This is a genomic window from Listeria weihenstephanensis, from assembly GCF_003534205.1.
Taxonomy (GTDB): domain Bacteria; phylum Bacillota; class Bacilli; order Lactobacillales; family Listeriaceae; genus Listeria_A; species Listeria_A weihenstephanensis.
Genome location: NZ_CP011102.1, coordinates 600,739 through 625,035 on the forward strand (window position 1 = coordinate 600,739; position 24,297 = coordinate 625,035).

Consider the following 24,297-nt stretch of genomic DNA (forward strand, 5'->3'; position numbering starts at 1 on the left):
CGACTCCTTTCTAACTGTGAATCATTCTCACTTATATTTCCTATTATAACAGTATCAGAAAAAAAAGAAAGAGATAGCGTTCGAAAAAAGGCGTCTGGAGTTATGTATGCAATACTTTAAGAAAAATGTCGCATCCCTAAGGCTCAAGAAGGGATACGACAAATTTCATATAGCCAGATGGGTAAATCTGACTAAAAAGGGAGTGTTACTTTTATGTTGACCGTGTGGATTAAGCACGGTTACAACCAGCTAGAATTCATTAATGCACTACTTAAACGCATTAAAGTGAATAACGTAATTATAATATAGACAGAATAGCGTGTCAACAAATACATATCCAAATAGTTTTGCAATTCAAACGATCAATCCGTTTACTCGCTTTTAAAGGCTATATTTTGTAGAATAAAAGAGAGGTGAGCAAAGATGGAAAAAGAAGCGAAAATTTTTGTTTATGGGTCATCGGTTATTTGTGCAAGTTGCGTTGGTGCACCATCTTCTAAGGAAACAGAAGAGTGGCTTCGGGCTGCGATAGGTCGCAAATTCCCAGAACAGCCATTTCAAGTAGAGTATGTTGATATTTTCGCACCACAAGAAGAAGCTGAGTTGTCTCGCATTGCCAATATGATCGTAGAAGAGGACTATATGTACCCCGTGATTGTGATTGATGGAAATGTCATTGCAGAAGGAAATCCACGCTTGAAAGATATTTATGCGATGATGACAGAACGAGGTTATCAGCCAGCATAATGGATTGGAGGGAAAGATGAATCCGATTATCGAATTTTGTGTTAACAATGTAGCTTCGGGAGCACAGGAAGCATTTGATACATTAGATGCTGATCCAGCCCTCGATGTGATTGAATATGATTGTCTGACGTATTGCGATTTATGTGCATCCTCCATGTTTGCTTTGGTAGATGGGGAAGTGGTTCGCGGTGAAACACCTGCCGAACTAGTTGCGAATGTATATCAGTTTTTGGAGGACAACCCGTTTTAATAGAAAAATACGCTGGTTCGAGGAAGTAATCATAGTTCCTTGAACCAGCGTATTTTTTATTTTATAAAATTGTCTATTGGGATATTGCCATTTTGAATTGTGTAGATTTGCTTGTAGGTCTTGGGATTATCAATAATTGCGGCGAGGAAAAGTGCGACATCAGCTCGTGTGATTGTTGATTTTTCTTGCGTGTAGTCGCTGATATGTTCCGTTGCGGGTTCATTGGTGAGTGATACAGGGCGAACGATTGTGTAATCCAGATCGCTTTGTTGTACTACTTTGTCCGCATTTCCTTTGGCGATGAGGTAGTTTTCGAGTGATTCAGGACCACTTTCAGGTTGATCAGCGCCGATTGAGCTTACGATGACAAAACGCGGTACTTTCTTTTGTTCAGCGTATTCAGCGGCTCTTATTGCAGCGTTTTGATCGATGGAAATTGTTTTTTCAGGGCCTGTGTGTCCGCCGGAACCTGCGGTGAAAATAACGGCATCGATACCGTCGTAAGCCGAGCTGAAATCGTCTTCTAAGTCCGCGATGATGACTTTGGCGCCGAGTTTTTCTAGGTCTGCGCGTTGTTCTTCTTTGCGGATTAGTGCTGTGACTGTGTGCGCGGTGTTTTTGGATAGATTTGATACGGTTTGTTTGCCGATTTGACCATTTGCTCCTAGGATTAAGATGTTCATGGGAAAACTTCCTTTCTTGGAACTAATTTGAAGTGTTGATTGTTGGTTTAGGTTCTCGATTTTTATGAGTTTGTAGTGGGGTTGTCCGTCATCCGTCATGCTTGGAATTATTGCTTGTTTTTTTAGTGAATTTTTGAGGTTTAGGGAAGCTGTGGTCTCAAATTTTTGTGTTTTTTTGTGTTTGGCGCCTCCGGATCTAGCTCCAGAAGCCAGATCCTCGAAGCTTTCACGCCCTCCGCAAAAACCAAGAACGGGTTTTCACTGCGGCCGCTCCAAGCTTTTTCGGACCTAACGGGCTTCTTCCGCTTTTCAGGCGATCTAGCTTCAACGGCCAACTCCTCGAAAACTTCACGCCCTCCACAAAAATCAAGTGCGGATTTTTATTGCGGCCGCTCCAGTTTTTTCGGAGCTGAACGGGCCGTTTCTGCTTTTCTGGTGATCCGGCTTCAAGAGCCAGCCTCTCGGAAATTTCGTGGCCTCCGTAAAAGTCAAAGGAGGACTTTCACTGCGCCCCCTAACAATTAAAAGGTTGTCAGTCTCGCGTTGCTCAACTGCCTATTGATTCACTAAATCAAACCAAACTACGGTTTGAAAGTTCATCAACATAACGGGCTGTCTCAGCACTTCAGTCAAGATCGGGAAATCATAGTGTGGAAATAGTGTATGTGTTGCGTCATGGTTAGCGCCTTCGGATCCGGCTTCGACAGCCAGCCTCTCGGAATTTTCGGTGCCTCCGCAAAAACCAAGTGCGGGTTTTCACTGCGCCCCCTAACAAATTCTGTCGAGGCTAACGGGCTGTCTCAGCACTTCAGTCAAACATCGAGCTCGAGTGCATTGGTTGAACCCTAGACTTTGGATCGATGTAATTCATCGCGTTATTTACGGCGGTTGGGGCTTCTCCAAATCCGGTTGCGATTAGTTTTACTTTGCCATCGTAGGTGCAAACGTCGCCAGCGGAGTAAATGCCGGGGATGTTTGTCTCCATTTTGGAGTTGACGACGATCGAGTTGCGCTCAATGTCAAGACCCCATTCTTTAATCGGCCCTAGTGAGGAAACGAAGCCGTAGTTTACGATAAAATCATCAATTTCAAGGACTTCTTTGCGATCGCCTTTGACTTCTTCTAAAACAATTTGGGTCATCTGCTCGGAATCACCAATAATGTCTGTCGGGATGAACGGTGTTTTGACTGTAATCGTGGATTGCTCTAGTTTTTCAACGCTATGCTCATGCGCGCGGAATGCGTTTCGGCGATGGATAATAGAAACTTCTTTGGCAATCGGTTCTAACATTAACGCCCAATCCACCGCGGAATCTCCACCGCCACAAACGGCTACGCGGCGACCAGAAAAACGGCTCAGATCATTGATGAAGTAATGCAAATTCTTGCCTTCATATTGCAAAGCGTCATCTAGTTCTAAACGACGCGGTTGGAAAGCACCATTTCCAGCTGTGATAATGATCGCTTTACTATAGTGTGTATCTTGGTTTGTGCTTATTTCAAATGTGCCATCCGCTTGTTTTTCAACGCTTGCAACGGCTTCTTCTAAACAGATCGTTGGGTTAAAAGGCTTCATTTGTTCAATCAAGTTATTGACTAATTCTTGTGCGCGAACTTTTGGAAAACCAGGGATGTCGTAAATATATTTTTCAGGGTAGAGTGTGGAAAGTTGCCCGCCCAGTTGAGGTAAGCTCTCGATAATTTTCACGTTTACTTTTCTCATACCCGCATAAAAGGCAGCAAATAGTCCAGCGGGTCCACCGCCGATAATCGTTATATCATAAATTTTTGTTTGATCGTCCACAAAAAATCCTCCTTATTTAATAAATGTTTTCTCGAATTTTTGATAACAAGACCATTCTACCACAAATTAGACCGAAACTGTATGGCATTGGCTTTCGCAGAGTTTTTTGGATGCCTGATGATACTTTTCGTATATTGTGAGGTCCTTCTCTTGAAAAAAAGACTTGAAACAGCTATGATATAGGGTGAGGGCTTTTTGCCTTCTTCTTGGGACGTAGATGTTTAAGCGCAATCTACATAATTGTCATTAGGCTTTGTTCTAGTGCAGTTTTTTGTGAGAAAAATACAATGGGAAAGTGGATGTGATACAGATGAGTAAGCCAAAAATCGTCATTCTGGGAGCTGGGTATGGTGGCTTGAAAACGTTGCGTAAGTTGCAACAATTGAATGTAGAAGCAGAATTAGTATTGGTGAACAAAAATGACTATCATCATGAAACAACATGGTTACATGAAGCGGCCGCAGGAACGTTAGATGCAGACAAATTGATGTATCCAATCGCGAAAGTAGTCAATCCGACTAAAACAACTTTCATTCAAGATACTGTGGAGAAAATCAATAAAGATGACAAAACAGTAACATTGACGAACAAAGGGGATATTGCGTACGACTTCTTGCTTATTGCACTTGGTTCAGAAGCAGAAACATTCGGTATTAGCGGTTTGAAAGAATATGCATATACCATTACAAGCATTGATTCTGTGAAGAAAATTCGTGCACAAATCGAAGGAAGTTTTGCGAAATGGAAAACAGAACAACGCGATGAGTTATTGACAATCGTCGTTGGTGGCGCTGGATTCACGGGGATTGAGTTCTTAGGGGAACTAACAAACCGCATTCCAGAACTTGTGAAAAAATATGACGTACCTCGTGAAAAAGTCCGCATTGTTTGTATGGAGGCTTCACCAAAAGTGTTGCCACAATTCGATGCAAAACTAGTAGACTATGGCGTAGGCGTTTTAGAAGACCGTGGTGTAGAGTTTAACGTTGGGACTCCAGTGAAAGAAGCTACAGCAGACGGTATTAAATATGCGAAAAGTGAAACAGAGGACGTGGAGATCAAAGCGGCGACTGTTATCTGGGCCGCTGGTGTACGTGGAAATAGCGTTATCGAAGCATCTGGATTCGAAGCTGGCCGTGGTCGTGTGAAAGTGAACGACGATTTGACAGTTCCAGGCAACGAAGAAATTTTGATTATCGGAGATTGTTCGTTAATGATTAACCCGGCAAATGATCGTCCGTACCCGCCAACAGCGCAAATTGCGATGCAACAAGCGGATATTGCCGCAGCGAATCTTGCTAAATTGGTAGCGGGTCACACAGAGCTAGCGCCATTCGTATATCACGAAAAAGGTACTGTTTGCTCGATCGGGGACAATGATGCAATCGGCGTTGTTATGGGCCGAAGCTTAAAAGGCTACCCAGCATCTGTTATGAAAAAAGTAATCGATGACCGTGCTTTACTCCAAATTGGTGGTACAGGCGTTATGATGAATAAAGGTAAATTTAAGTTTTATAAATAACATTTAAAAATAAAAAGAACCTGAACGAAAAGCTATTGATAGCCTATTCGTTCAGGTTCTTTTGCTATTTACGTCGAGTGAGATAGAAACTGCTTGTTAGGGCTAAGGTTCCGAGAAGGATGAGTAGACATTCTGATTTTTCTCCAGTTGCTGGTAGCTTGGTTAGCCTTGCTGATGTATCTGTTGCGCTAATCTCTGAGGTGACGGATGTTCTAGCCACAGGTGTTATCGTCCCCGCTTTGGAGGGGGTGCTAGGCTTGAGGGGGATATTCGGTTTTGGCGTAGGTGGTATTGGGGCTGTTTTGTTTTTTATGGTCAATTCTACAGGCTGGGTCGGATTAAAAGGAATGGTGAAGGGAGAAGGCTTAGCAGAACGCTCATATCCTTCGGGCGCTGTAACCTCCGTTAAAATATAGTCGCCAGGAACCAAGCCAGACATTGTCGCAATGCCACTTTTATTTGTTGTTATTGTTCCAAGGTCCTCTCCTGATTTTGTCATTACTTCAAAAATAGCATTTGGTAATGCTTGATTTTGTTCCCCAACTTTATGGACGTTGACAGATCCAGTTTTCAGTTGGTTTGTAACGTTGACTTCAATCGGAGTAGTTTGTTCGTAAACGATTTTAAAGGATATAGGCTGTGGCTGTAGTTGATAGCCTACTGGAGCGGTGGTTTCTTTTGCCGTATAAGTACCAGGGATTAAGTCATTGACCATGCTGATTCCACTTGTATCTGTCGTCGTGTTGGTGACAATTTTTCCATCGCTATCTAGTATATTGAATGAGGCTCCAGCTAGATTTTTAGTACCATCTGTTTTATGGATGATCGCGGAACCAATTGTCGTTAATCCGGCATCCATAGAGATAACTTCTGAGCGGATAGTAGGAACGCTGATCGTGGCAAGTCCGTTTTTATTCGGATCAGAATCCCGCGCGGAGTCACCACCACTTTTCTGTTTCGTAAAGGCATAGTGACTTGGGTCGGGATTAACGAAGGAGATACCATAATTTCCAGGTAGTAAACCGCTGAATAAATAACCACCTAAATCATTGGTTGTCTGGGTTTGAAGGAGGGAACCTTGATTGTCATATAGCTTTACTTCTACACCAGGGGCTGGGGACTCTCCGTTATCTTGCACACCATTCCCGTTTTCATCATGCCACACATAATCGCCCAACTGCGCGCCTGCAATATTGATATACAAGTTGATGTCATCTAAAAAATTCCCAATAGTCAAATTACCCGTAGACGTAGAAATAGGTGCAAAAGTAAGCCGTGTATGCGTTTGACCAGCAGGGACGACATAGGTGCCAGAATAAGTACGCCATTCTTGGTCATCGGAGGCTAAGAGTATTGGGGCTAAGTTGTCAGGCGCGCCAATTAGTAGCTCGGCAGAATCGACACCGCTACGACCACGATGCGCAAAACTCCAAGTTAAGGTGGAACCAGGGATCGTTTTTATATCCTGATACACAGGACCGGGACCATCAGAATTTAGTTCAATGAAATTATTTCCCGAATAGGCAGGGACGCCTTGGCCATTCCCATTTTGCCAGACTTCAATCCTGCCAGAAGGATTAGAGGTTCCCCAAGCTTCGACGCCTTCTTGATCGACATACCAAACATTAGGTGAACCAGCATGAACACCGAAATCGGCAATATCTACTGCTTCAAAATCAGCATTTTTAATAAGCCATGATATTTTCCAATTATTATCAGAAAAATCTGATGTTGCTTCTGCTTTCATGCTACCAAAACCAACAACTAAAAAAAGCACAGCAATAAAAAGCCATTTTAAATTCTCTTTTAACATCGAACTCAACTCCTATTTTCTATTCTTACCTTATCCCAACTACCCTTCTGGCAAGGAATTAAAACGAATGTAACAAAAAAGACGACCAAGCATGCGCTGATCGCCTTGTTTTTCTTATAAAAGTCCAAATAAGTAATCCACGATAAATCCAATTGCAATACCGGTTAGGGCACCGAAAAATACTTCCATTGGTTTATGTCCAAGCATTTCTTTTAAATGTTTTTGTTTTTCTTCTTGTCCTGGTTCGGTTAGTCCTTTTGCATGTTCTACAAATTCTTGGAAATCGCGAGCAAGACGGTTAAGCACTATGGCTTGCTCTCCTGCTTGACGACGAACGCCAGTGGCATCAAACATCACGATAATACCGAATACAACAGCAATAGCAAAATAAGGAGATTCAATTCCGTATGTGATAGCAAGTGTAGTCATTAGCGCTGTTACAGCAGCCGAATGTGAACTAGGCATGCCTCCCGTTGAAAACATGAGACCCCATTGTAACTTTCTATAGACGAGCAAATGGATTGGAACTTTGACAAATTGCGCGAAAAAAATGGCAATAAGCGAAGCAATTAAAGGTACATTGATTAACATGGCGATCTCCTCTTCCCTAGCAAACAGTTATATTATTATTGTACCACAAGAGGGCAACGAGGAAACCTATATAGATCAAATCAAAGCCCGACTTTTAAAAATAAGCTATAATGAAAAATAGGATGGCAGAAGAGTGGAGGTAATAATGATGAGTTTAGGTGACTACTTGGAAATGGAATTGGTAGAGCAAACACAAGAATTTACGAAAGTAAGGATGCCAGTTAATGATAAAACGCGACAACCATTCGGCTTTTTGCATGGTGGGGCTTCAGTAGCCTTAGCGGAACAAACAGCGAGTTTAGGGGCATCTGGGCACATTCAGGAATCTGAAATTGTCTTTGGACTTGAGATTAACGCGAATCATCTTTCATCGATACAAGAAGGCTACGTGCTTGCAACAGCGACTCCAATACATATTGGCAGAAGCACGCACGTCTGGCAGGTTGAAATTCGTGATGAAGTGACTGACAAGTTGATTTGCATTAGCAGGTGTACACTTGCTGTCAAAGTAAGACGGTAATACAAAAATGCCATGTCCCAATCTTCCTCGGGGACATGGCATTTTTTCATTCTTTTTTATCTGTATTATTTTCCTCATCAAGTTCAATAATTTCTTGCTCGGAGTCATCGGATTCGCGCTCAATCAAGGTTTCTTCTTGTTCGCGAGCTACGTCTTCCTGCTCTTCGCGTTCTTCTACTTTTTCATCGCGTAATTCCCAGTCGAGTTGTTCTTCTAGTTCCTCACGTTCTTGACGCTCACGCTCCAACTGTTCTTGCTTGATAATAATATTTTTCCGTTGCTTAATATCGTCTTTTTTCACGGAGCGCAGTTGGTCACGAATTCGAATCGCCAGTGGCACACCCGTATCGTAAGCAGCACGGTTAATCAAGTGAGAAGCAATCGGCGTTGTCAGGTAAATAAACAGAATCGCGAGGATAACGCGGGCATTAAAGCCTTCCCCTGAATGAAAAAAGTAACCAACCGTTGCAAAAAGCAATAAACTAACGCCAAATGTGTTACTAATACCCGCCGCATGTGTCCGGGTGTAAACGTCAGGCAAACGAATGACACCGATCGCCGCTAAAATACTGAGTAAGGCAGCGATCAAAATCATAACCGAAATAATCACTTCAATTATCACGTTCACGTTCAATCACCTTACCTTTCTCAATAAATTTGGCAAAAGAAACGGTACCGATAAACGCGAGCAATGCGATCAAAAGAATAACATCAAGATACGCACTTGTATCCAGTAACATCGAAAGTAGGGCAACGATGGCAACAAGGTTCATCCCAATCGAATCGAGCGCCACTACTTTATCCGAAGTTGTCGGTCCTTTTAAAATACGGTACAAATAGAGGAAGATTGAAACGGAATATAGGAACAGGGCAATGGAGAGGACGGCCGTTATAATAATCAATGGAACACCTCCATAATCGCGCCTTCATAGGATTTACGAATTGTCGCGATTTCTTCTTCAATATTTGGAACGTGGAGCGAATGCACGTAAATTGCTTTGTAATCATCGGAAATATCGATCGAAAGAGTTCCTGGTGTCAGCGTAATTAAAATCGCCAACATCGTTACTTCCCAATCGGTTTCAAGCGTCGTTTCATAACGGAAAATTCCAGGTCTGATGTTCATGTCCTTTTTAAGAACGATACGCGCCACCATCACCGTTGAAATAATTAAGTCTTTAAAGAAGTTAAACATCAATTTTACAAGCGCTAGGATCCGCCAAATGTAAAAGCGGGAGCCAAGGAAACGCCGCATGAAAAACAGTAGGAAAATCCCAATAATAAAGCCAACAATGAAGGTCCCGATTGTAAAAGATGACTGCAGGAACATCCACAAAGCGGCAAGAATAAGATTTATAATTAATTGAAACGCCATGTTTGCATCACTCCCCCAGTACCGCTTGAATGTAGATCGATGGGTCCACTAAAGGATCAACCGCTTTTGTGATCAATGGATACATGGCTTCTGAAAAAATACCATAACCAACTGAAATCACGAGTAAGAACAAGACGGGTACCATCATTTTTCGGTACGGAATATCTAATTTGAAATCGCCCTTCTTTTCGCCCCAGAAACCTTTGGAGAAAATCTTGATCATGGAGAGTAGGACGAATAGGCTCGAGAGAAGGACAACAATTCCGCCTACATAATTCTGAACAGAAAAAGCGCCTTCTATAATTAAAAGTTTGCCAATAAATCCGCTAAGAGGTGGGATACCAGCAAGTCCAAGCGCTGCGATAAAGAACGCCCAGCCAAGCGACGGTTTCACGCTCATTAGCCCACTGAATTTCTTAATGCTCGAGAAGCCAGTCATCGCGATAATAACACCGATAACGAGGAATAGTGTCCCTTTAATCAGCATATCATGGATCAAATAGAAGATAGCACCGGTCATCGATTCGCGCGTCATGAGTGACACACTGAATAAAATCACACCGACCGCAATCAAAATATTGTAAATCATAATCGTTTTCATATCATAATAACTAATAGCGCCAATAACACCGAGCACGATCGTGACTAAAGCAAGCGTCGAGAGCAGGGGGAGCGCAAAACTAGTTTCGTTGTAGAAAAAGAGTGTATAGACACGAATAATCGCGTACACGCCAACTTTTGTAAGCAATGCTCCAAATAGGGCGAGAACAGGAATTGGTGGTGCAAAATAGGAACCAGGAAGCCAGAAGTAAAGCGGGAAAATCCCAGCTTTCAATCCAAATACGAATAAGAATAGGACCGCAACAACCGTAATCATCCCAGTATTTCCACCGTGAATCTCCGAAATTTTTTGCGAAATATCCGCCATGTTAAGCGTGCCGAGCATCGAATAAAGCAGGGCAATTGCTACAACAAGGAACGCTGATCCAATCACATTGATCAGCAAGTATTTCACCGTCGCCTTCAATTGAATCGTTGTCCCACCAAGCACGAGTAGCACATAAGACGCCATCAACATGACTTCGAAAAATACGAATAAGTTGAAAATATCACCTGTTAAGAACGAGCCATTCACACCGACGATCATAAATAGGACAGCAGGATAATACAAAAATCTTTCCCGCGGTTTCCCAATCGAATAGAACGAATAAATGAGCGTTGCTAGTAAAATAAGACTGGTCGTTGTAACAAGAAGCACTGCCAACATGTCGCCAACAATCGAAATTCCAAATGGTGCAGGCCAATTCCCAAGCGTCACCGCAACAATTCCGTTTTGATACACGTAATAAACAAGATAAATATTAGCGAGAATCAAAACAATACTAGTAATCAGTGCGAGTATGCGCTGAATCACAACTTTTCGAGGGAGTAATAGCAAGAAGATCGCCCCGAAAAACGGAATCAAAATTGGCATTAAAACAATATTACTCATCATCAGCTTCATGCCCCCTTGTCTTCGAAACACTTTCACTATCAAGCTCCTGATAAGCCCGATAAGCGAGAACAAGGAAGAACGCCGTCACACCAAAACTAATAACTATGGCGGTTAAAATTAAGGCTTGTGGCAACGGATCATTGTAAACAGGAAGTCCCGGCGTATCAAGCAGGGGAGCCTTCCCTTTTTTAAGCCCACCCATTGTCAAAACAATTAAGTTTACCGCGTGGCTTAAAACGGCAGTTCCAAGAATAATACGCAACAAACTTTTTGAAAGAATGAGGTAGGTGGCTGCTGTAAACATGAGCCCAATTAATATCGACATCAATAGTTCCATTTAGTCACTCTCCCCAATCGTCTGAATTATCGTAAGCGTCACACCAACAACGACCAAGTAAACACCTAAGTCAAAAATGGTTGCCGTGTGAAGCGATGTATCACCAAGAATCGGTAAATCCACATGACCAAATTTATGCGTCAAAAATGGATCTCCCATAATAATACCAATCATGCCAGTGCCGACTGCAAACAGCAAACCAACGCCCGTCATCATGATCGTATTAATATTTAACATACTTTTGACAGTCTGCGTATCGTAAGCAATGAGGGTTAGCGTAATCGCACCAGCTGAAATTAAGCCAGCAACGAAGCCACCGCCAGGATTGTAATGCCCACCCATAAATAAATGTAGCGCGAACAGGAGAATAATAAAGACAACAACCTTGGTGACATTACGCAAGAGTACGTCATTTGTTTTCATTTTTTCCCCTCCTAGTTAGGCGTAATTTTATCATTCCAAAAATACCGATGGATGCAATCGCGAGCACAGCCGTTTCGAACAACGTATCAAAGCCACGGAAATCGACGAGAATAACGTTGACAATATTTTTCCCAGCTGCTTTCGTATAGGTATTATCAATATAATATTGTGAAATCGAAGGGAAGAAAGTCGTATCATAGGCTGAAAGTGAGATAAGGAAGACCGTGAGACCGACGCCGATACTAATGAACGTTTTAGCAGAAAGCCAGCGTGGTTTTTCTTCGATATTACTAAACTGCGGCAAATGATAGAAGACAAGCAAGTAAAGCACGACCGAAATCGTTTCAATCACGAGCTGCGTCAACGCAAGATCTGGTGCTCGAGCAACGATGAAGAAAATACTAATCGTATAACCCATGGCGCCGAGTAAAATAATCGAAGTAATACGTGACTTAGAAAACACAATGCCGACAAGCGTCACAATCACAACGAGCACTAAAACATAGTCCATCATTGTAACACGCGAAATCGTCGAAATATCAAAATTAAGCGCATCCGTTGCAAAAATGGTTCCCAGCATCAGAATAATGAACGCCGTCAACATATAATTCAAATACGTTCGAAGCCAACCAGTCATCACCCAAAGCGTGAAGCGATACGATCCTTGCTCCATATAATACAAACTATTATCATACGCCTTACCCCAACGGAAAAATGCAGGAACTTTCTCGGTAATAAAAGGTTTCCACCGATTCGCCGTTTTATATAGAAGAATTCCTAAAATAATAACCCCAGCTGTCATCGCGAGTGCCATCGTGAAGCCATGCCAGAAGCTGATATGAATCGAATAATCCGTCCCATAAAGCGAAGGCATAATGGATTTCACCGCTGGTTCAAGTAACGGTTTTGCAATCAAGTTTGGGAAAAATCCCGTAATAACAACAAGCGCCGCTAAAATCATAGGTGGTAGAAGCAATCCAATCGGAGCCTCATGTGGTTTTTTCGGTAACAAATGTGGTTTGAATTTGCCACCAAATGTTTTGAAGAAGATGATCATGCTGTAAACAAACGTGAAAATACTACCGATCCAAGCAATGACAGGTAAAATCACGCCCCACGTTTCGGCATGAAATAAGTTGAGCGACGTCACATCGACCATACTTTGGAAAAACATCTCCTTGCTAAGGAAACCATTGAACGGCGGCAAACCAGCCATCGCAAACGTTCCGATAAAAGCAATCGTCGCGGTGATTGGCATGATCTGCATCAAACCACCGAGACGCCTAATATCCCGCGTCCCTGTTTCATGATCGACAATTCCAACCATCATAAACAAGCTACCTTTAAATGTGGCGTGATTAAATAAGTGGAACACAGCAGCTACAATTGCGCCGATATAAATATTATCATTCCACGAATCAAAATGAAGCGCAGCAGCTCCGACACCAAGTAAAGTCATAATCAAACCGAGCTGACTAATCGTGGAGTAAGCCAGAATCGCTTTTAAATCCGTCTTTTTCGTCGCAGTAATCGAACCCCAGAAAAGTGTCACAATCCCGACAAGCGTAATCGTCCAGAACCAAGCCCCAGACACCGCAAAAAGAGGTGTGAAACGAGCAACGAGATAAATTCCAGCCTTGACCATTGTCGCGGAATGGAGGTAAGCACTAACTGGCGTCGGCGCTTCCATCGCATCCGGCAACCAAATATGAAACGGTACTTGCGCAGATTTGGTGAACGCCCCCAGCAAAATAAAGATCATCGCGGGAATAAAGAGCGAACTACTCTGAACGAGCGCAGCCTCCGAAATAATTTCTCGTAGTGAGAACGATCCAGTAATAACATGAAGTAATAAAATACCTCCAAGAAGCATTAAGCCTCCAAATACAGTAATCAGTAACGATTTTCGCGCGCCATAACGCGATCGTTCCCTATGGTACCAATATCCAATCAATAGGAATGAACTAATCGAAGTCATTTCCCAGAATAAATACAATACAACTAAATTATCACTTAACACAACTCCGAGCATTGCAGTCATAAAAATAAACAAAAATGCATAAAAATTGTTTAAACGCTCCTTCTTTTTACCTAAGTAGAAAATAGAGTAAAACGTGACAAGCGATCCAATCCCAGTAATAAGCAAAGCAAATAATAAACTAAGCCCATCTACAACGACGGTGAAATTAATACCAAGTGATGGAATCCAAGGCATTGTCTGCGTGACAACCCCATCCATCGTCTGCGGAATAAATGTCAAAAAGTAAATAAATAAAATGACAGGAATCGGCAAAACGATCCATCCAGTATGCAGTTGTTTAGTCCACCTGTAGAAAATGGGAATGAGCATGGCCATGAGAAATGGCAAGAAAATGGCGAGGTGTAGAAATGACAAAAGTTCTCCCTCCTTGATGAAAATAAAGTTTTAATATGACGAAACATCACTACTATTATAAAAGCAATAAAGCTTAAAAATGTAAACCCGAAGATAAAGAATAGGCTGTGATTCTGTGCTCGTGGGTATGTCTCGCTAATAAAGACATGGAACACGCGTTGTTTGCCACAATTTTTATTATAGCATACTTATTTACCTGAAAAAAAGGGTAGGAACTTGAAAAGGATGTGAACAAGATGATATTTTTCGAATTCTATAAATATGAAGGTAGATGAAAAATAAAAAAATCGTTGCTCCAAAAAAAAGAACAACGATTAGACAATTAATCTACATTAACATGGCGTTTCCGATCCGATTTCAAACTAAACCAGAGCAATACAAAAGCGACAAGGAACATAAAACTAGTAAAAACAAACACATTACTCATGCCCACAAATCCAGCCATTGTACCGCCAAGTATCGGGCCGATAACGTTTCCCAAGAAGCGCGCACTTTGATTATAGCCAAGCATTTCTCCTTGCATTTGACCAGGAGAAGCCAAGCGGATATAAGCCGTCGCACAAGGGACCATACCACCAATCGCAATACCAAACAAGAAGCGGAAGAAAATAAACAGCCATAAATTTGGAACAAAAGCTTGAGGTAAAACAAAGAGTGCCGCCAAAATTAGTAGGATATTCAAAATCTTTTCATACCCATATTTGTCCCCAAGCTCGCCCCATTTCCGCGTCATCACCAAGTTCCCAAAACCAGCTGCCGAAAAAGCGAGTCCAGACAATAGCGCCACATTATCCGTGTGAGTTAACTGCCCGACATAGAGTGCAAGAAGGGGTTGAACGCTAAAATTAGCAACCTGAATGAGTAACGAAATAATCATCACCATCATTAAAACCCGCAGTTGGAAAATATGTTTCAACACTTCCCGACGCGAGTATGTTACTTTCTTTTGGCCTTCTAAATCAGGTCGAACTTCTTTCAACCCGAACGTTACTAGAAGTGCCGCAACAAAAATGGCAATCCCGGTAATAATAAATGTGCTTGAGAACCCAAAGAAATCAGCCAAAGCTCCACCGAGTAATGGACCAAATAGCATCCCAGTTACACCGCCTAATTGCAGTGTCCCAAGAACTTTTCCAGCCTCGTTCCGGTCCGTCTGCCTTGCAATAAAAGCATTTGAAATCCCGATAAATCCAGTCACAACACCCATAAATATCCGTAGAATCATCATGTATGTTACGGAGTGAGCATAACCCATAAGAAAAATACTAATACTCATCCCAAATGCCGTGAATATCAGAATCTTCTTGAACCCATACTTATCCCCAATTCGTCCCCAAATCGGTGAAAAAATAAAAGCGACTAAAAAAGTCACCCCAAAAATATACCCAGCCCAGCGTTGAACATAAGCCTCACTATAGTCTCCAAACGTTTCAATATACAACGATAAGAAAGGCATAATCATCGTCGTACTAGCCGAAATTAGCAAATTCGCTACCATCAAAATGTACAAATTTCGTTTTTTGATTGACATATAAATCATCCCTCTCCTTATTTAATTTTTATTTGCAGAACTAGTTGGAAATTGAGAAGCAAGATGAATTACTTAGATCAAGTGCTAGCAACAAATACAAGCACATATAAGAGCGGAAAAATAGCTATTTCAACATCGGGAAATAAGCAATCCCAACTTGCGGAACTTCATTTTAGTTTGCAAATATCTAATTCCATTATAGAATAAAGAAGCGAAGAAATAAAAATAAAAGCATTAAGACGGGAGGCATCATGGTCAAAAAAATTGTTATTTGGGGAGCCGCTAGTTTATTATGTATATATGTACTCTCTGTATTTGTGAATTTACTCATAATCTGGTTCAAATAAGAGCAGGCAACTAAAAGTAAAAAAGGAGATAATAAAAATGACATACTATCCACAATTATCAAAAGAAGTAGCAGAAAATGAAAAACTGGTAGCGATGGAAACAAATCGTGGAACCATCAAAATTAAACTATTCCCAGAAATCGCACCAAAAGCAGTAGAAAATTTCTTAACACACGCAGAGAACGGTTACTACAATGGCGTTATTTTCCACCGTATTATTGCTGATTTCATGATTCAAGGTGGCGATCCAGAAGGCGCAGGATATGGCGGCGAAAGTATCTGGGGAGCACCATTCGAAGACGAATTTTCACCAAATGCGTTTAACATTCGTGGCGCACTATCTATGGCAAACGCCGGCCCAGGAACAAACGGTAGCCAATTTTTCATCGTAACCAATAAGAATTTACACCCACAAATGGCAAAACAAATGGAAGGCGCAGGATTCCCAGCAGAAGTCATCGAGGCTTACAAAGCTGGCGGGACACCACATCTAGACGGCCGCCACACAGTATTTGGCCAAGTAGTAGAAGGCATGGAAGTAGTAGACGAAATCGAATCCGTAAGCGTTGGTCCACAAGACAAACCAGTTCACGATGTAGTAATCGAAAAGATCACAGTACTATAATTCACTAAACAATGTTTTCTCACAAAACGCGAGGGCCAAGAAACATTGAAATTCTAGGCAAAAGCGAGTACCGAAGCGGAGCGTACAAAAGTACGAGAGCATCGGAACACAGCTTTTAACGACGAAGCTCAGGAGTGAGACAAACCAAAGATTCCCGAGTTTCCGCAGAACACGCGAGGGCCGAGAAATGTTGAGATTCTAGGCAAAAGCGAGTACCGGAGCGGAACGTACAAAAGTACGAGAGCACCGGAACACAGCTTTTAACGACGAAGCTCAGGAGTGAGACAAACCAAAGATTCCGGAGTCCCCGCAGAACACGCGAGGGCCGAGAAATGTTGAGATTCTAGGCAAAAGTGAGTACCGAAGCGGAGCGTACAAAAGTACGAGAGCATCGGAACACAGCTTTTAACGACGAAGCTCAGGAGTGAGACAAACCAAAGATTCCCGAGTTCCCGCAGAACACGCGAGGGCCGAGAAATGTTGAGATTCTAGGCAAAAGTGAGTACCGAAGCGGAGCGTACAAAAGTACGAGAGCATCGGAACACAGCTTTTAACGACGAAGCTCAGGAGTGAGACAAACCAAAGATTCCCGAGTTCCCGCAGAACACGCGAGGGCCGAGAAATGTTGAGATTCTAGGCAAAAGCGAGTACCAGAGCGGAACGTACAAAAGTACGAGAGCACCGGAACACAGCTTTTAACGACGAAGCTCGACGTTTCTCGGCCCTCGCGCGAAGCTCAGTCTTGTGTAAACGCTGTATAGTGAGTATAATGAAAGTATAACAAAAGCAAGCCACCCTAAAATCGAAAGGAAAGATCTTTTATGAAAAATATCGTATTAGTATGTGCGGCAGGAATGTCCACAAGTTTATTAGTAACAAAAATGCAAAAAGCTGCAGAAGCAAAAGGAATAGAAGCAACAATCGCTGCTTATTCTATTTCTGAAATCAATGGACTAATTGATACTGCAGACGTGGTATTGCTTGGACCACAAGTTCGTTACCAAAAATCAACTGTTGATAAATTAGCTGAGCCAAAAGGCGTTCCAGTTGATGTAATCGACATGACTGCTTACGGTACAATGAACGGTGAAAAAGTTTTAGATCACGCTTTGAAATTAATGGGCGAATAATAAATAAATGAATCAAAGCTGGAGTTATTTGTTGGTAGATACCGATGAATACTCCAGCTTTTTTGCGTTCCCAAAAATAAATAAAGATGGGCGATTTGAGACAGGTTTGGTCAGTAAAAGCATGTTAGAATGTACTTTGTAAGTGAGTCAGATTCACATTGTTTCATTCAGATTTAATGGGATAGCACCCTAGATTTAGAATGGTGATTGCGTTCTCTCCATAAAACAGAGCCTATTTTGTGGAATAAAAAACTATCAAGAGGGATTCATTTTTTCAGCTCTATAAGTATTTGGACGCTAATACATTAAACTATGAGATTGATTCAATTATATAAACTTATTACATGAGGAGGAATAAAAATGGGGAAATATATTGATATTTCACAAAGGAAAATGGAGAAATATAGTAAGGATACAGATTATAATAAAACATTTGAAGACGCTCTTAGAGAAGTCAAGGAAGCAAATGGAGGTGTTATTTATGTCCCGACAGGTGTGTATGAGATTCTTCCAACTACGGATTTTCCATTATGTAGTAACTTGACAATTACTGGTGACGGACCACAGTCTGTAATTAAAATTAAAGGAACAGTGCGCTACCAATCAATCTTTGGTCAAGAAAATGTTGATGAGAGACTTGAGAATGTATATTTTGAGAAATTTGCAATTGATCAGAACCAGAGTAATAATACTTCATTACCAGGTGCATCGAACGGTGTTAATTACTATCACCTCGCTTTTTCTCTTCAAAATTTTAGTAATGTGCATTTCAGAAAACTAGAATTTAGATCAGCGTCAGGTGTTAATGCTATTTCCTGTGATGGATCCGACAATAGGCTATGTCGAGATGTAACAGTGGAACATTGTCGTTTTTATCGTGAAGCTAAGAAGACGATGGAGAATTCAGCAATATATATCAATGCGGTTGGTTCAAATGTAAGCAATAATAAGTTTTACGCTTTTGGAAAGGAAACTATACAAGCGAGTCGTTGTATCGAAGTACGTGGTGGAAAAGGTGTGATTACAGGGAATTACTCGGAAGGCTATGCAACAGGAGCCGCTGTATCCAATAGATTGAATGAGAAATCTGATATTCTTGTTACAGGGAATACTTTCACAAAGGCGAAGAAAGGGATTCAATTGATGGTGAATCATCCTAAAGACGGAACCTCAGGAGTGGACTGGACGAAGGAGGCAGACAAGGTTTTACTTGATGGAGTTGTAATAAGCGCTAACACAATTAGTATTGATGTCTCTGATTTTGAATCGAAAAAAGAAGCGTACTATGGAATTTCATTTACAGGAGTTGCGGATGGAAATCGTTGGCTTCAAAATATTAAGGTTGCAACAAATAATATTAATTTCACGGGGAAAAGTGGTAGCTTTGTGGATATTGAAGCAGGGTATTCTGTAATGGGGTCATCTTTATACAGTGCGTATGGTGTTATATTCAAGACTCCAATTAATAATATTTCGGTTACTGATAATATTATTTCTAAAGTACCATTTAGTAGTATTTATTTTAATAAGGAAGCTACTTCTGTTAATTTGAACAGCAACGTTCTCACTAACTGCGCTTATGGGGAACATGGATTAGTGGCTAAAATAAGCTTTATTGATGTACTTGGCAAAACATTAGGTGCTTCCATCCAAGGAAATTTAATAAGCGATCAATTTGAAGTAGCAAAAGCGGAAAATAGTATTACTGTATCATCGGCTTCAAACAAAGATATCTTTATTCGCAGTAACTTGCTCGCAACAAAACAAGAAAATCCAATCATTCAAAAACCGGTAGAAGTAAAGTAACTATAGATCAGAGTTTAGTAAAAATAGGAGGAGTGAACATGGGGTTAAATATTAATATTGTAGATCTTAAAAGTAAAGTAAACCCAGGGACAGATGACTACACAGAGACATTTAAAGAGGCCGTTAAGCAAATCAAAAATGAAAATGGAGGTGTAATTTATATTCCAACAGGTACGTACGAAGTTAGACCGACTAAACCTATTCCGTTATGTGATAATTTGACAATCACTGGTGATGGCCCACAATCTGTAATCAAGATTGCAGATAATACAGGTGCCTATAGCGTACTATTTGGTCAACTATCTTCTTCTGAAACAAGGGTGAGTAACATATGCTTCGAAAAATTTACTATTAATCAGAATGCCAAGGGAAATAGTATCACACCAGCACCAGGTGCCTCTCAATTTGCGGTTTCCCTCAAAAATTTCAGTCATATTCATTTTAGCGAAATACAATTCAAGCCAACAACAGGCTCTAATGCTATTGCATGTAATGGAGCAAGAGGAAAGAGTTCGGACGGAACTGGCTATGTGGATACGTCATGTCGAGATGTAACAGTAGAAGATTGTCGTTTTTATCGAGAAACCCTGGGAGGAGTGTATGATGATAATTCAGCAATCTATCTCAATTGCTCAGGTGTGATTGTAAGTAACAATAAATTTTATGCTTTAGGCAATGAGACAACATTAGCGAGTGGGTGTATTGAAACACATGGTGGAAAAAGTGTGATTACGGGCAATTATTCAGAAGGATATGCAACTGGTGTAAACATCGCTAGTCGGACAGTGGGTAAAGAAGGCGCGGATGATACTCTAATCTCCATGACACCATCTAATGTAACAGTAGTCGGAAACACCTTTTTAGGGATTAAGAAGGGTATTCAATTCTGGGTGAATCATCCTAAAGATAATGTTACCCCCGAGTTAACGGCAGAGGCGTGGTACGCAGAAAAAGAAAGAATTGTACTTGAGAACGTTATTATTAGCGATAATATTCTTAGTATCGACGTTTCGGATTATACAAACGAACCAGAAGGTTACTACGGTATTAAATTTGCTGGCGACTACAAAGGAAATCGTTGGGTTCAAAATGTTATGATTGCTGGGAATAAGGTTGATTTTATAGGTAAAAGTGGGGACGATGTCGATGTAGAAAATGGGATTTTTCCAGCTAATGTGAATGGGAAGACATCCTACGGTATCGGATTCACTCTACCAATCCACATGAATACTATTTCAATAAATAATAATACTATCACTAATGCACCATTTAATGGAATCTATTTAGGTAGATTATCGAAGGATACGCCGGGAAAAGAATACTACGCAGGCAAAATTCAGACTGTTAGCATCAATGGAAATACCATAACTAACTGTGCTTACGCAAATCCGAAGGGACAAGTAGGTATGATTGATGTACGAGGTGATATTCTGGGTGTTTCTATCCAAGGTAATTTATTGAGTGATCAATTCGAAGTAGAGAAAGCGACGTGTAGCATTCGTCTAACAGAAGAAGTGGTAGGGGCAACAGATAATCCTGCTATCTATATGGGTAAAGATATCTATATCGAAAATAATGTACTTGCAACAAGACAAGCAGTGACAAAAATCAAACCGATATTTTCAGCTGGATATGCAGAATCAGTGAAATTGTAATACAGCTCTAAATAATTCGAATAAATAACAAAAAAACATCGACTTACAACGTATTTCTCTATCCACATTATGATAGAAAAATAGCAGTAGGTCGATGTTTTCATTATAATAGATGTCGATTATCTTTTATATTTGTTAATCCTTAGTCAAAACACCGTCAAGCATCCGATAAACATGATGGCACAAATCAAGCATACGCTCATCATGCGTTACCATAATAACCGCACGTTCTTGCCCCTCAACCTCGCTACGAAGCAGCTCTACGACTTCGCGTCCACGCGTAGCATCAAGGCTTGCTGTCGGTTCATCCGCTAGAATCACAGCAGGCTCATTAATCAACGAACGCGCAATCGCCACCCGCTGTTTCTCCCCACCAGACAAATCTTTCGGATAAAAGTGCAGGCGATCTCCGAGACCAAGTTGCGTTAGCAAGGCCTCACTTTTCTTAGCTACTTCTTGTTTTTCTTGCCCAGCTAATTTACCGATAAACTCCAGTTGCTGCTGCGCTTTCAAATAAGGAACAAGATGAGCTGCTTGGAAAATAAAGCCGACTTCGGATAGACGTAACTCCGTTTGATCCTTTTTCGAAAGGTCGCTAATAATTTTACCATTGATGGCAATATTTCCAGAAGTAGGGGTTAAAAGTGCGCCAGCCAGCGATAAAAAAGTACTTTTACCAGACCCAGAAGGCCCGACAATCGCGATTAATTCACCAGCATGCACCTCGAAATTTGTTTCACGCAAAGCATGAATCGTTGTTGGACCAGAGGGGTAATTTTTCGTTACATTCTCGAATTTTAAAAGAGTTGTCATTATTGATCGCCTCCCCGAATCGCGTCTAGCGCGTCTACTTTAGCAATTTTGATAAGTGATAGAAGCGAACCGATAACAGCTACGGCAAAGAATAGCAGACTATAAAGTGTCATCGTCATACCTGTCAATCGGAATGGCATCGCATCAGGCATAATCGTTGAAAGCCCAGCCGTTGCTGCAATACTAATGCCAATACTGATAACCGAGATAAGCACGACTTGGGAAACAACGCTCATCACAAGATAACTCGTTTTCGTTCCAAGCGCCTTCAAAATACCGAACTGCCCTGTTTTCTGTAATGTCATAATATAGAAGAAAGCTGTCAAAATGAAGCCACCGATTACGATCAAGAAGAAGATCATCATATTAAGCGTCATTTGTTCCGCTGAATAGCCAGGAATTTGATCAAGGAAGTCTTTGTGCGAAATAACAGTCAAATCTTTATTGCTAACCGACACATCTTTATCCGCGTCTTTAGCAAGAATCGCAACCGTACTTGTTTGCGGAATCTTTTGGTGATAAAGGCTTGGATTGATAGCTTGCCAAACCGCCATATTCATATAAACAACAGGAGCATGGCTGTATTTCTGGTCTTTCGCAAAACCAATAACCGTCATCTGCTTATTCAAAATGTCATCTTCAATGACGTCACCAACTTTTAGATCACCTTTTAACGAGGAATCTACAATCACGCCGTCCGGTTTAGTCACGCTCATTTGCGAACCAGATGTTACTTTAGGCTCTAAAAAACTGCCAGGTGTAATCGCGAAGACCGCCATACTGAATTTCTTGCCATCTTCTGCACGCTTTAACGTTTGCATCGACTGACCAAGAACAGCGGCATCTTTCACATTTTTATCATCTTTAATCTCTGCTAAATCCGATTCAGGAAAAAGCGAACGTTCCACCTTACCTTGCGCATCTTTTGCCAGAACATAGTAAGGCACATCATTGTTTGCGACCGAAGAAGCATTGTCATACGCTAACCCATTTGCGAGTCCAGATAAAAACAAGGATAACAATACAATCAAAATCATAATCCCTGTCACTAAAAAGTAGCGTAACTTCGAATAAAGCAATTCACGAAGTCCTAAAAACATATATTTCCCAACTCCTTATCATTTTTAACTTCCATTTCCCAGTATAACAAAGAAGTCGTGAAAATCCGATCAAGAGGATTTCTTCAAACCTTCTATTAAACAAGCCACGCCTTTTTGTAACGTCTCTTTTGGACAAGCAATATTCAAGCGAACAAAACCAGAACCAGCCTCGCCAAAATTAGAACCCATTTGGACACCGATGCCCGCATCAATCAAGTTTTGGTAAAGGTCCACTTCAGCAATACCAAGCGCTCGGCAATCCAACCACATTAAATAAGTCGCCTCTTGCTTCGTAATACCAACATTAGGACAGTGTTTTTCAAGTTCCGCTTTGGTATACTGATAATTTTCAAAAATATAGTCGCGCAAATCATCCACCCACTGGGCCCCATGGCTATACGCTGCTTCCATCCCAACCGCGCCAAACGTATTAAGCTCTGGACGAGAGGTGTATTTAGCTTCATATTCAAATTTCTCTTGAAAATCAGGATTCGTCGTGATAAAAAACGATGCCTTAATTCCAGCGAGGTTGAACGTCTTTGTCGGAGCCATTAAAGTCACAATTTGCGATTCATATTCTGGCGCCGCAACAGCAAGAGGAACGTGCTTCACACCAGGCATCGTCAAATCAGAGTGAATCTCATCTGAAACAATCGGAACATTGTACTTAGCGCAAAGCTCGGCCATTTTTGCAAGCTCCACGCGAGTCCAGCTACGAGAACCAGGGTTATGCGGATTACATAAAATGAACAGCTTCACCGTTTTTAATTTTTCCTCGAAATCCGCCCAGTCAATGGTGTAAGCATTATCCTCATAAATAAGCGGTGACAAGCTAACAACGCGTTCTGTTTGCGCCGTAACTAAGAAAAACGGGTGATAGACTGGCGAATGCATAAGCACGCTATCTCCTTTTTCTGTCAACGAACGAATCGTCATAGAGATAGAAGGAACAACTGCCGCGTTCAAAAAAATCGACGACTCCGCTACCTTATAATCATGCCGCTGTTCCAACCAGTTCGTAATACTGGGTTTAAGTTCTGCAAATGTCATGGAGTAACCGAAAATACCGTGATCCAGCAATTTTTGGAAAGCATCGTGGACAGCAGTTGGCGGTCTGAAATCCATATCTGCCACCCACATTGGGATAATATTTTCCGTGCCAAACAAGTTTTTGACATCATCCCATTTTTCACTATTAGTCCCAATACGCGGGATCACTTCATCAAATTGATTCATCATAAAAACCTCCCTAAAATTCACAATTCAGTCCCATTGTATCATAATCCAAAACGAAATGAGGCGTAAAATAAAAACTTATAATTGTGTATTTAAGGA

Annotated in this window: 23 protein-coding genes; 8 read left to right on the forward strand and 15 right to left on the reverse strand. The window is 41.3% G+C overall.

Features of this window, described 5'->3' with window-relative positions; translation table 11 throughout:
- Nucleotides 1-423 precede the first annotated feature (423 nt).
- Nucleotides 424-747: a YuzD family protein gene (locus tag UE46_RS02855; protein WP_036059751.1), complete on the forward strand. Its 324-nt coding sequence runs from the start codon at nucleotides 424-426 to the stop codon at nucleotides 745-747.
- Nucleotides 748-763: 16 nt separating this feature from the next.
- Nucleotides 764-997 (forward strand): YuzB family protein, encoded by a 234-nt coding sequence (locus UE46_RS02860; protein ID WP_036059752.1) that lies wholly within the window; start codon nucleotides 764-766, stop codon nucleotides 995-997.
- A gap of 56 nt (nucleotides 998-1,053) precedes the next feature.
- On the opposite strand, the gene UE46_RS02865 is transcribed toward UE46_RS02860, so the two are convergent.
- Together UE46_RS02865 and UE46_RS02870 are read right to left on the reverse strand one after the other, a co-directional pair.
- The gene (locus tag UE46_RS02865) at nucleotides 1,054-1,680 is read right to left on the reverse strand and encodes an SDR family oxidoreductase (RefSeq protein ID WP_036059754.1); all 627 of its coding nucleotides are present in this window, start codon (nucleotides 1,678-1,680) and stop codon (nucleotides 1,054-1,056) included.
- Between the two features lie 808 nt (nucleotides 1,681-2,488).
- Complete coding sequence (locus tag UE46_RS02870) at nucleotides 2,489-3,484, reverse strand: NAD(P)/FAD-dependent oxidoreductase (RefSeq protein ID WP_036059758.1); 996 nt, start codon at nucleotides 3,482-3,484, stop codon at nucleotides 2,489-2,491.
- 310 nt (nucleotides 3,485-3,794) lie between these two features.
- Between UE46_RS02870 and UE46_RS02875 the strand changes: the two genes are divergently transcribed.
- A complete protein-coding gene (locus UE46_RS02875) occupies nucleotides 3,795-5,006 on the forward strand; it encodes an NAD(P)/FAD-dependent oxidoreductase (protein ID WP_036059760.1) in 1,212 nt (403 codons plus the stop codon).
- A 64-nt stretch (nucleotides 5,007-5,070) separates the two neighbouring features.
- Here the strand turns inward: UE46_RS02875 and UE46_RS02880 are convergent, their stop codons facing one another.
- Nucleotides 5,071-6,819: a SpaA isopeptide-forming pilin-related protein gene (locus UE46_RS02880; protein WP_118907797.1), complete on the reverse strand. Its 1,749-nt coding sequence runs from the start codon at nucleotides 6,817-6,819 to the stop codon at nucleotides 5,071-5,073.
- 114 nt (nucleotides 6,820-6,933) lie between these two features.
- Nucleotides 6,934-7,410 carry a divergent PAP2 family protein gene (locus tag UE46_RS02885; protein ID WP_221638587.1) on the reverse strand — a complete coding sequence of 159 codons (477 nt, stop codon included), beginning with the start codon at nucleotides 7,408-7,410 and terminating at the stop codon, nucleotides 6,934-6,936.
- A gap of 142 nt (nucleotides 7,411-7,552) precedes the next feature.
- On the opposite strand from UE46_RS02885, the gene menI reads away from it, so the two are divergent.
- A complete protein-coding gene (gene menI, locus UE46_RS02890) occupies nucleotides 7,553-7,930 on the forward strand; it encodes a 1,4-dihydroxy-2-naphthoyl-CoA hydrolase MenI (RefSeq protein ID WP_118907798.1) in 378 nt (125 codons plus the stop codon).
- A gap of 46 nt (nucleotides 7,931-7,976) precedes the next feature.
- On the opposite strand, the gene mnhG is transcribed toward menI, so the two are convergent.
- The 8 genes from mnhG to UE46_RS02930 all read right to left on the reverse strand — a co-directional run bounded on the left by mnhG (nucleotide 7,977) and on the right by UE46_RS02930 (nucleotide 15,486).
- Nucleotides 7,977-8,558 carry a monovalent cation/H(+) antiporter subunit G gene (mnhG, locus tag UE46_RS02895; RefSeq protein WP_036059766.1) on the reverse strand — a complete coding sequence of 194 codons (582 nt, stop codon included), beginning with the start codon at nucleotides 8,556-8,558 and terminating at the stop codon, nucleotides 7,977-7,979.
- On the reverse strand, nucleotides 8,542-8,829 hold the full coding sequence (locus UE46_RS02900; protein ID WP_036059796.1) for a Na(+)/H(+) antiporter subunit F1: 288 nt from the start codon (nucleotides 8,827-8,829) through the stop codon (nucleotides 8,542-8,544). The genes mnhG and UE46_RS02900 overlap by 17 nt, the downstream gene beginning before the upstream one ends.
- Complete coding sequence (locus UE46_RS02905) at nucleotides 8,829-9,305, reverse strand: Na+/H+ antiporter subunit E (RefSeq protein ID WP_036059768.1); 477 nt, start codon at nucleotides 9,303-9,305, stop codon at nucleotides 8,829-8,831. Before UE46_RS02905 ends, UE46_RS02900 begins: the two co-directional genes overlap by 1 nt.
- Before the next feature lie 7 nt (nucleotides 9,306-9,312).
- Nucleotides 9,313-10,797: a Na+/H+ antiporter subunit D gene (locus UE46_RS02910; protein ID WP_118907799.1), complete on the reverse strand. Its 1,485-nt coding sequence runs from the start codon at nucleotides 10,795-10,797 to the stop codon at nucleotides 9,313-9,315.
- Nucleotides 10,790-11,137 carry a Na(+)/H(+) antiporter subunit C gene (locus tag UE46_RS02915; RefSeq protein ID WP_036059774.1) on the reverse strand — a complete coding sequence of 116 codons (348 nt, stop codon included), beginning with the start codon at nucleotides 11,135-11,137 and terminating at the stop codon, nucleotides 10,790-10,792. Before UE46_RS02915 ends, UE46_RS02910 begins: the two co-directional genes overlap by 8 nt.
- Nucleotides 11,138-11,560, reverse strand: a complete 423-nt coding sequence (locus UE46_RS02920; RefSeq protein ID WP_036059776.1) for a Na(+)/H(+) antiporter subunit B — start codon at nucleotides 11,558-11,560, stop codon at nucleotides 11,138-11,140.
- A complete protein-coding gene (locus UE46_RS02925; RefSeq protein ID WP_036059777.1) occupies nucleotides 11,547-13,955 on the reverse strand; it encodes a Na+/H+ antiporter subunit A in 2,409 nt (802 codons plus the stop codon). The genes UE46_RS02920 and UE46_RS02925 overlap by 14 nt, the downstream gene beginning before the upstream one ends.
- A 322-nt stretch (nucleotides 13,956-14,277) precedes the next feature.
- A complete protein-coding gene (locus UE46_RS02930) occupies nucleotides 14,278-15,486 on the reverse strand; it encodes a lmo2377 family MFS transporter (protein ID WP_118907382.1) in 1,209 nt (402 codons plus the stop codon).
- Between the two features lie 384 nt (nucleotides 15,487-15,870).
- Here UE46_RS02930 and UE46_RS02935 point away from each other — a divergent pair, with 384 nt between their 5' ends.
- The 4 genes from UE46_RS02935 to UE46_RS02950 all read left to right on the forward strand — a co-directional run bounded on the left by UE46_RS02935 (nucleotide 15,871) and on the right by UE46_RS02950 (nucleotide 21,049).
- Entirely contained in the window at nucleotides 15,871-16,458 is a 588-nt protein-coding gene (locus UE46_RS02935; protein ID WP_036059779.1) for a peptidylprolyl isomerase, read from the forward strand.
- Nucleotides 16,459-17,279: 821 nt separating this feature from the next.
- Nucleotides 17,280-17,588, forward strand: a complete 309-nt coding sequence (locus UE46_RS02940; RefSeq protein WP_036063597.1) for a PTS sugar transporter subunit IIB — start codon at nucleotides 17,280-17,282, stop codon at nucleotides 17,586-17,588.
- A 360-nt stretch (nucleotides 17,589-17,948) separates the two neighbouring features.
- Nucleotides 17,949-19,394, forward strand: a complete 1,446-nt coding sequence (locus tag UE46_RS02945) for a hypothetical protein (RefSeq protein WP_036063595.1) — start codon at nucleotides 17,949-17,951, stop codon at nucleotides 19,392-19,394.
- A 38-nt stretch (nucleotides 19,395-19,432) separates the two neighbouring features.
- Complete coding sequence (locus UE46_RS02950; RefSeq protein WP_036063593.1) at nucleotides 19,433-21,049, forward strand: hypothetical protein; 1,617 nt, start codon at nucleotides 19,433-19,435, stop codon at nucleotides 21,047-21,049.
- A gap of 135 nt (nucleotides 21,050-21,184) precedes the next feature.
- Here the strand turns inward: UE46_RS02950 and UE46_RS02955 are convergent, their stop codons facing one another.
- From UE46_RS02955 to UE46_RS02965, 3 genes are all read right to left on the reverse strand, one after another.
- Nucleotides 21,185-21,862 carry an ABC transporter ATP-binding protein gene (locus UE46_RS02955; RefSeq protein WP_036063592.1) on the reverse strand — a complete coding sequence of 226 codons (678 nt, stop codon included), beginning with the start codon at nucleotides 21,860-21,862 and terminating at the stop codon, nucleotides 21,185-21,187.
- On the reverse strand, nucleotides 21,862-22,962 hold the full coding sequence (locus tag UE46_RS02960) for an ABC transporter permease (RefSeq protein ID WP_036063590.1): 1,101 nt from the start codon (nucleotides 22,960-22,962) through the stop codon (nucleotides 21,862-21,864). The genes UE46_RS02955 and UE46_RS02960 overlap by 1 nt, the downstream gene beginning before the upstream one ends.
- Before the next feature lie 69 nt (nucleotides 22,963-23,031).
- Nucleotides 23,032-24,198 (reverse strand): MalY/PatB family protein, encoded by a 1,167-nt coding sequence (locus tag UE46_RS02965; RefSeq protein WP_036063588.1) that lies wholly within the window; start codon nucleotides 24,196-24,198, stop codon nucleotides 23,032-23,034.
- Between the last annotated feature and the right edge of the window lie 99 nt (nucleotides 24,199-24,297).

What these genes read in the sequence shown, in the direction of transcription:
- UE46_RS02910 (WP_118907799.1), bottom strand. Translation starts at nt 10,797, where the DNA reads ATGAGTAATATTGTTTTAATGCCAATTTTGATTCCGTTTTTCGGGGCG.
- UE46_RS02960 (WP_036063590.1), bottom strand. Translation starts at nt 22,962, where the DNA reads ATGTTTTTAGGACTTCGTGAATTGCTTTATTCGAAGTTACGCTACTTT.
- UE46_RS02915 (WP_036059774.1), bottom strand. Translation starts at nt 11,137, where the DNA reads ATGGAACTATTGATGTCGATATTAATTGGGCTCATGTTTACAGCAGCC.
- UE46_RS02905 (WP_036059768.1), bottom strand. Translation starts at nt 9,305, where the DNA reads ATGGCGTTTCAATTAATTATAAATCTTATTCTTGCCGCTTTGTGGATG.
- UE46_RS02880 (WP_118907797.1), bottom strand. Translation starts at nt 6,819, where the DNA reads ATGTTAAAAGAGAATTTAAAATGGCTTTTTATTGCTGTGCTTTTTTTA.
- UE46_RS02855 (WP_036059751.1), top strand. Translation starts at nt 424, where the DNA reads ATGGAAAAAGAAGCGAAAATTTTTGTTTATGGGTCATCGGTTATTTGT.
- UE46_RS02940 (WP_036063597.1), top strand. Translation starts at nt 17,280, where the DNA reads ATGAAAAATATCGTATTAGTATGTGCGGCAGGAATGTCCACAAGTTTA.
- UE46_RS02875 (WP_036059760.1), top strand. Translation starts at nt 3,795, where the DNA reads ATGAGTAAGCCAAAAATCGTCATTCTGGGAGCTGGGTATGGTGGCTTG.
- UE46_RS02935 (WP_036059779.1), top strand. Translation starts at nt 15,871, where the DNA reads ATGACATACTATCCACAATTATCAAAAGAAGTAGCAGAAAATGAAAAA.
- UE46_RS02920 (WP_036059776.1), bottom strand. Translation starts at nt 11,560, where the DNA reads ATGAAAACAAATGACGTACTCTTGCGTAATGTCACCAAGGTTGTTGTC.
- UE46_RS02865 (WP_036059754.1), bottom strand. Translation starts at nt 1,680, where the DNA reads ATGAACATCTTAATCCTAGGAGCAAATGGTCAAATCGGCAAACAAACC.
- UE46_RS02965 (WP_036063588.1), bottom strand. Translation starts at nt 24,198, where the DNA reads ATGAATCAATTTGATGAAGTGATCCCGCGTATTGGGACTAATAGTGAA.
- UE46_RS02950 (WP_036063593.1), top strand. Translation starts at nt 19,433, where the DNA reads ATGGGGTTAAATATTAATATTGTAGATCTTAAAAGTAAAGTAAACCCA.
- UE46_RS02885 (WP_221638587.1), bottom strand. Translation starts at nt 7,410, where the DNA reads ATGTTAATCAATGTACCTTTAATTGCTTCGCTTATTGCCATTTTTTTC.
- UE46_RS02955 (WP_036063592.1), bottom strand. Translation starts at nt 21,862, where the DNA reads ATGACAACTCTTTTAAAATTCGAGAATGTAACGAAAAATTACCCCTCT.
- UE46_RS02945 (WP_036063595.1), top strand. Translation starts at nt 17,949, where the DNA reads ATGGGGAAATATATTGATATTTCACAAAGGAAAATGGAGAAATATAGT.
- UE46_RS02930 (WP_118907382.1), bottom strand. Translation starts at nt 15,486, where the DNA reads ATGTCAATCAAAAAACGAAATTTGTACATTTTGATGGTAGCGAATTTG.
- UE46_RS02860 (WP_036059752.1), top strand. Translation starts at nt 764, where the DNA reads ATGAATCCGATTATCGAATTTTGTGTTAACAATGTAGCTTCGGGAGCA.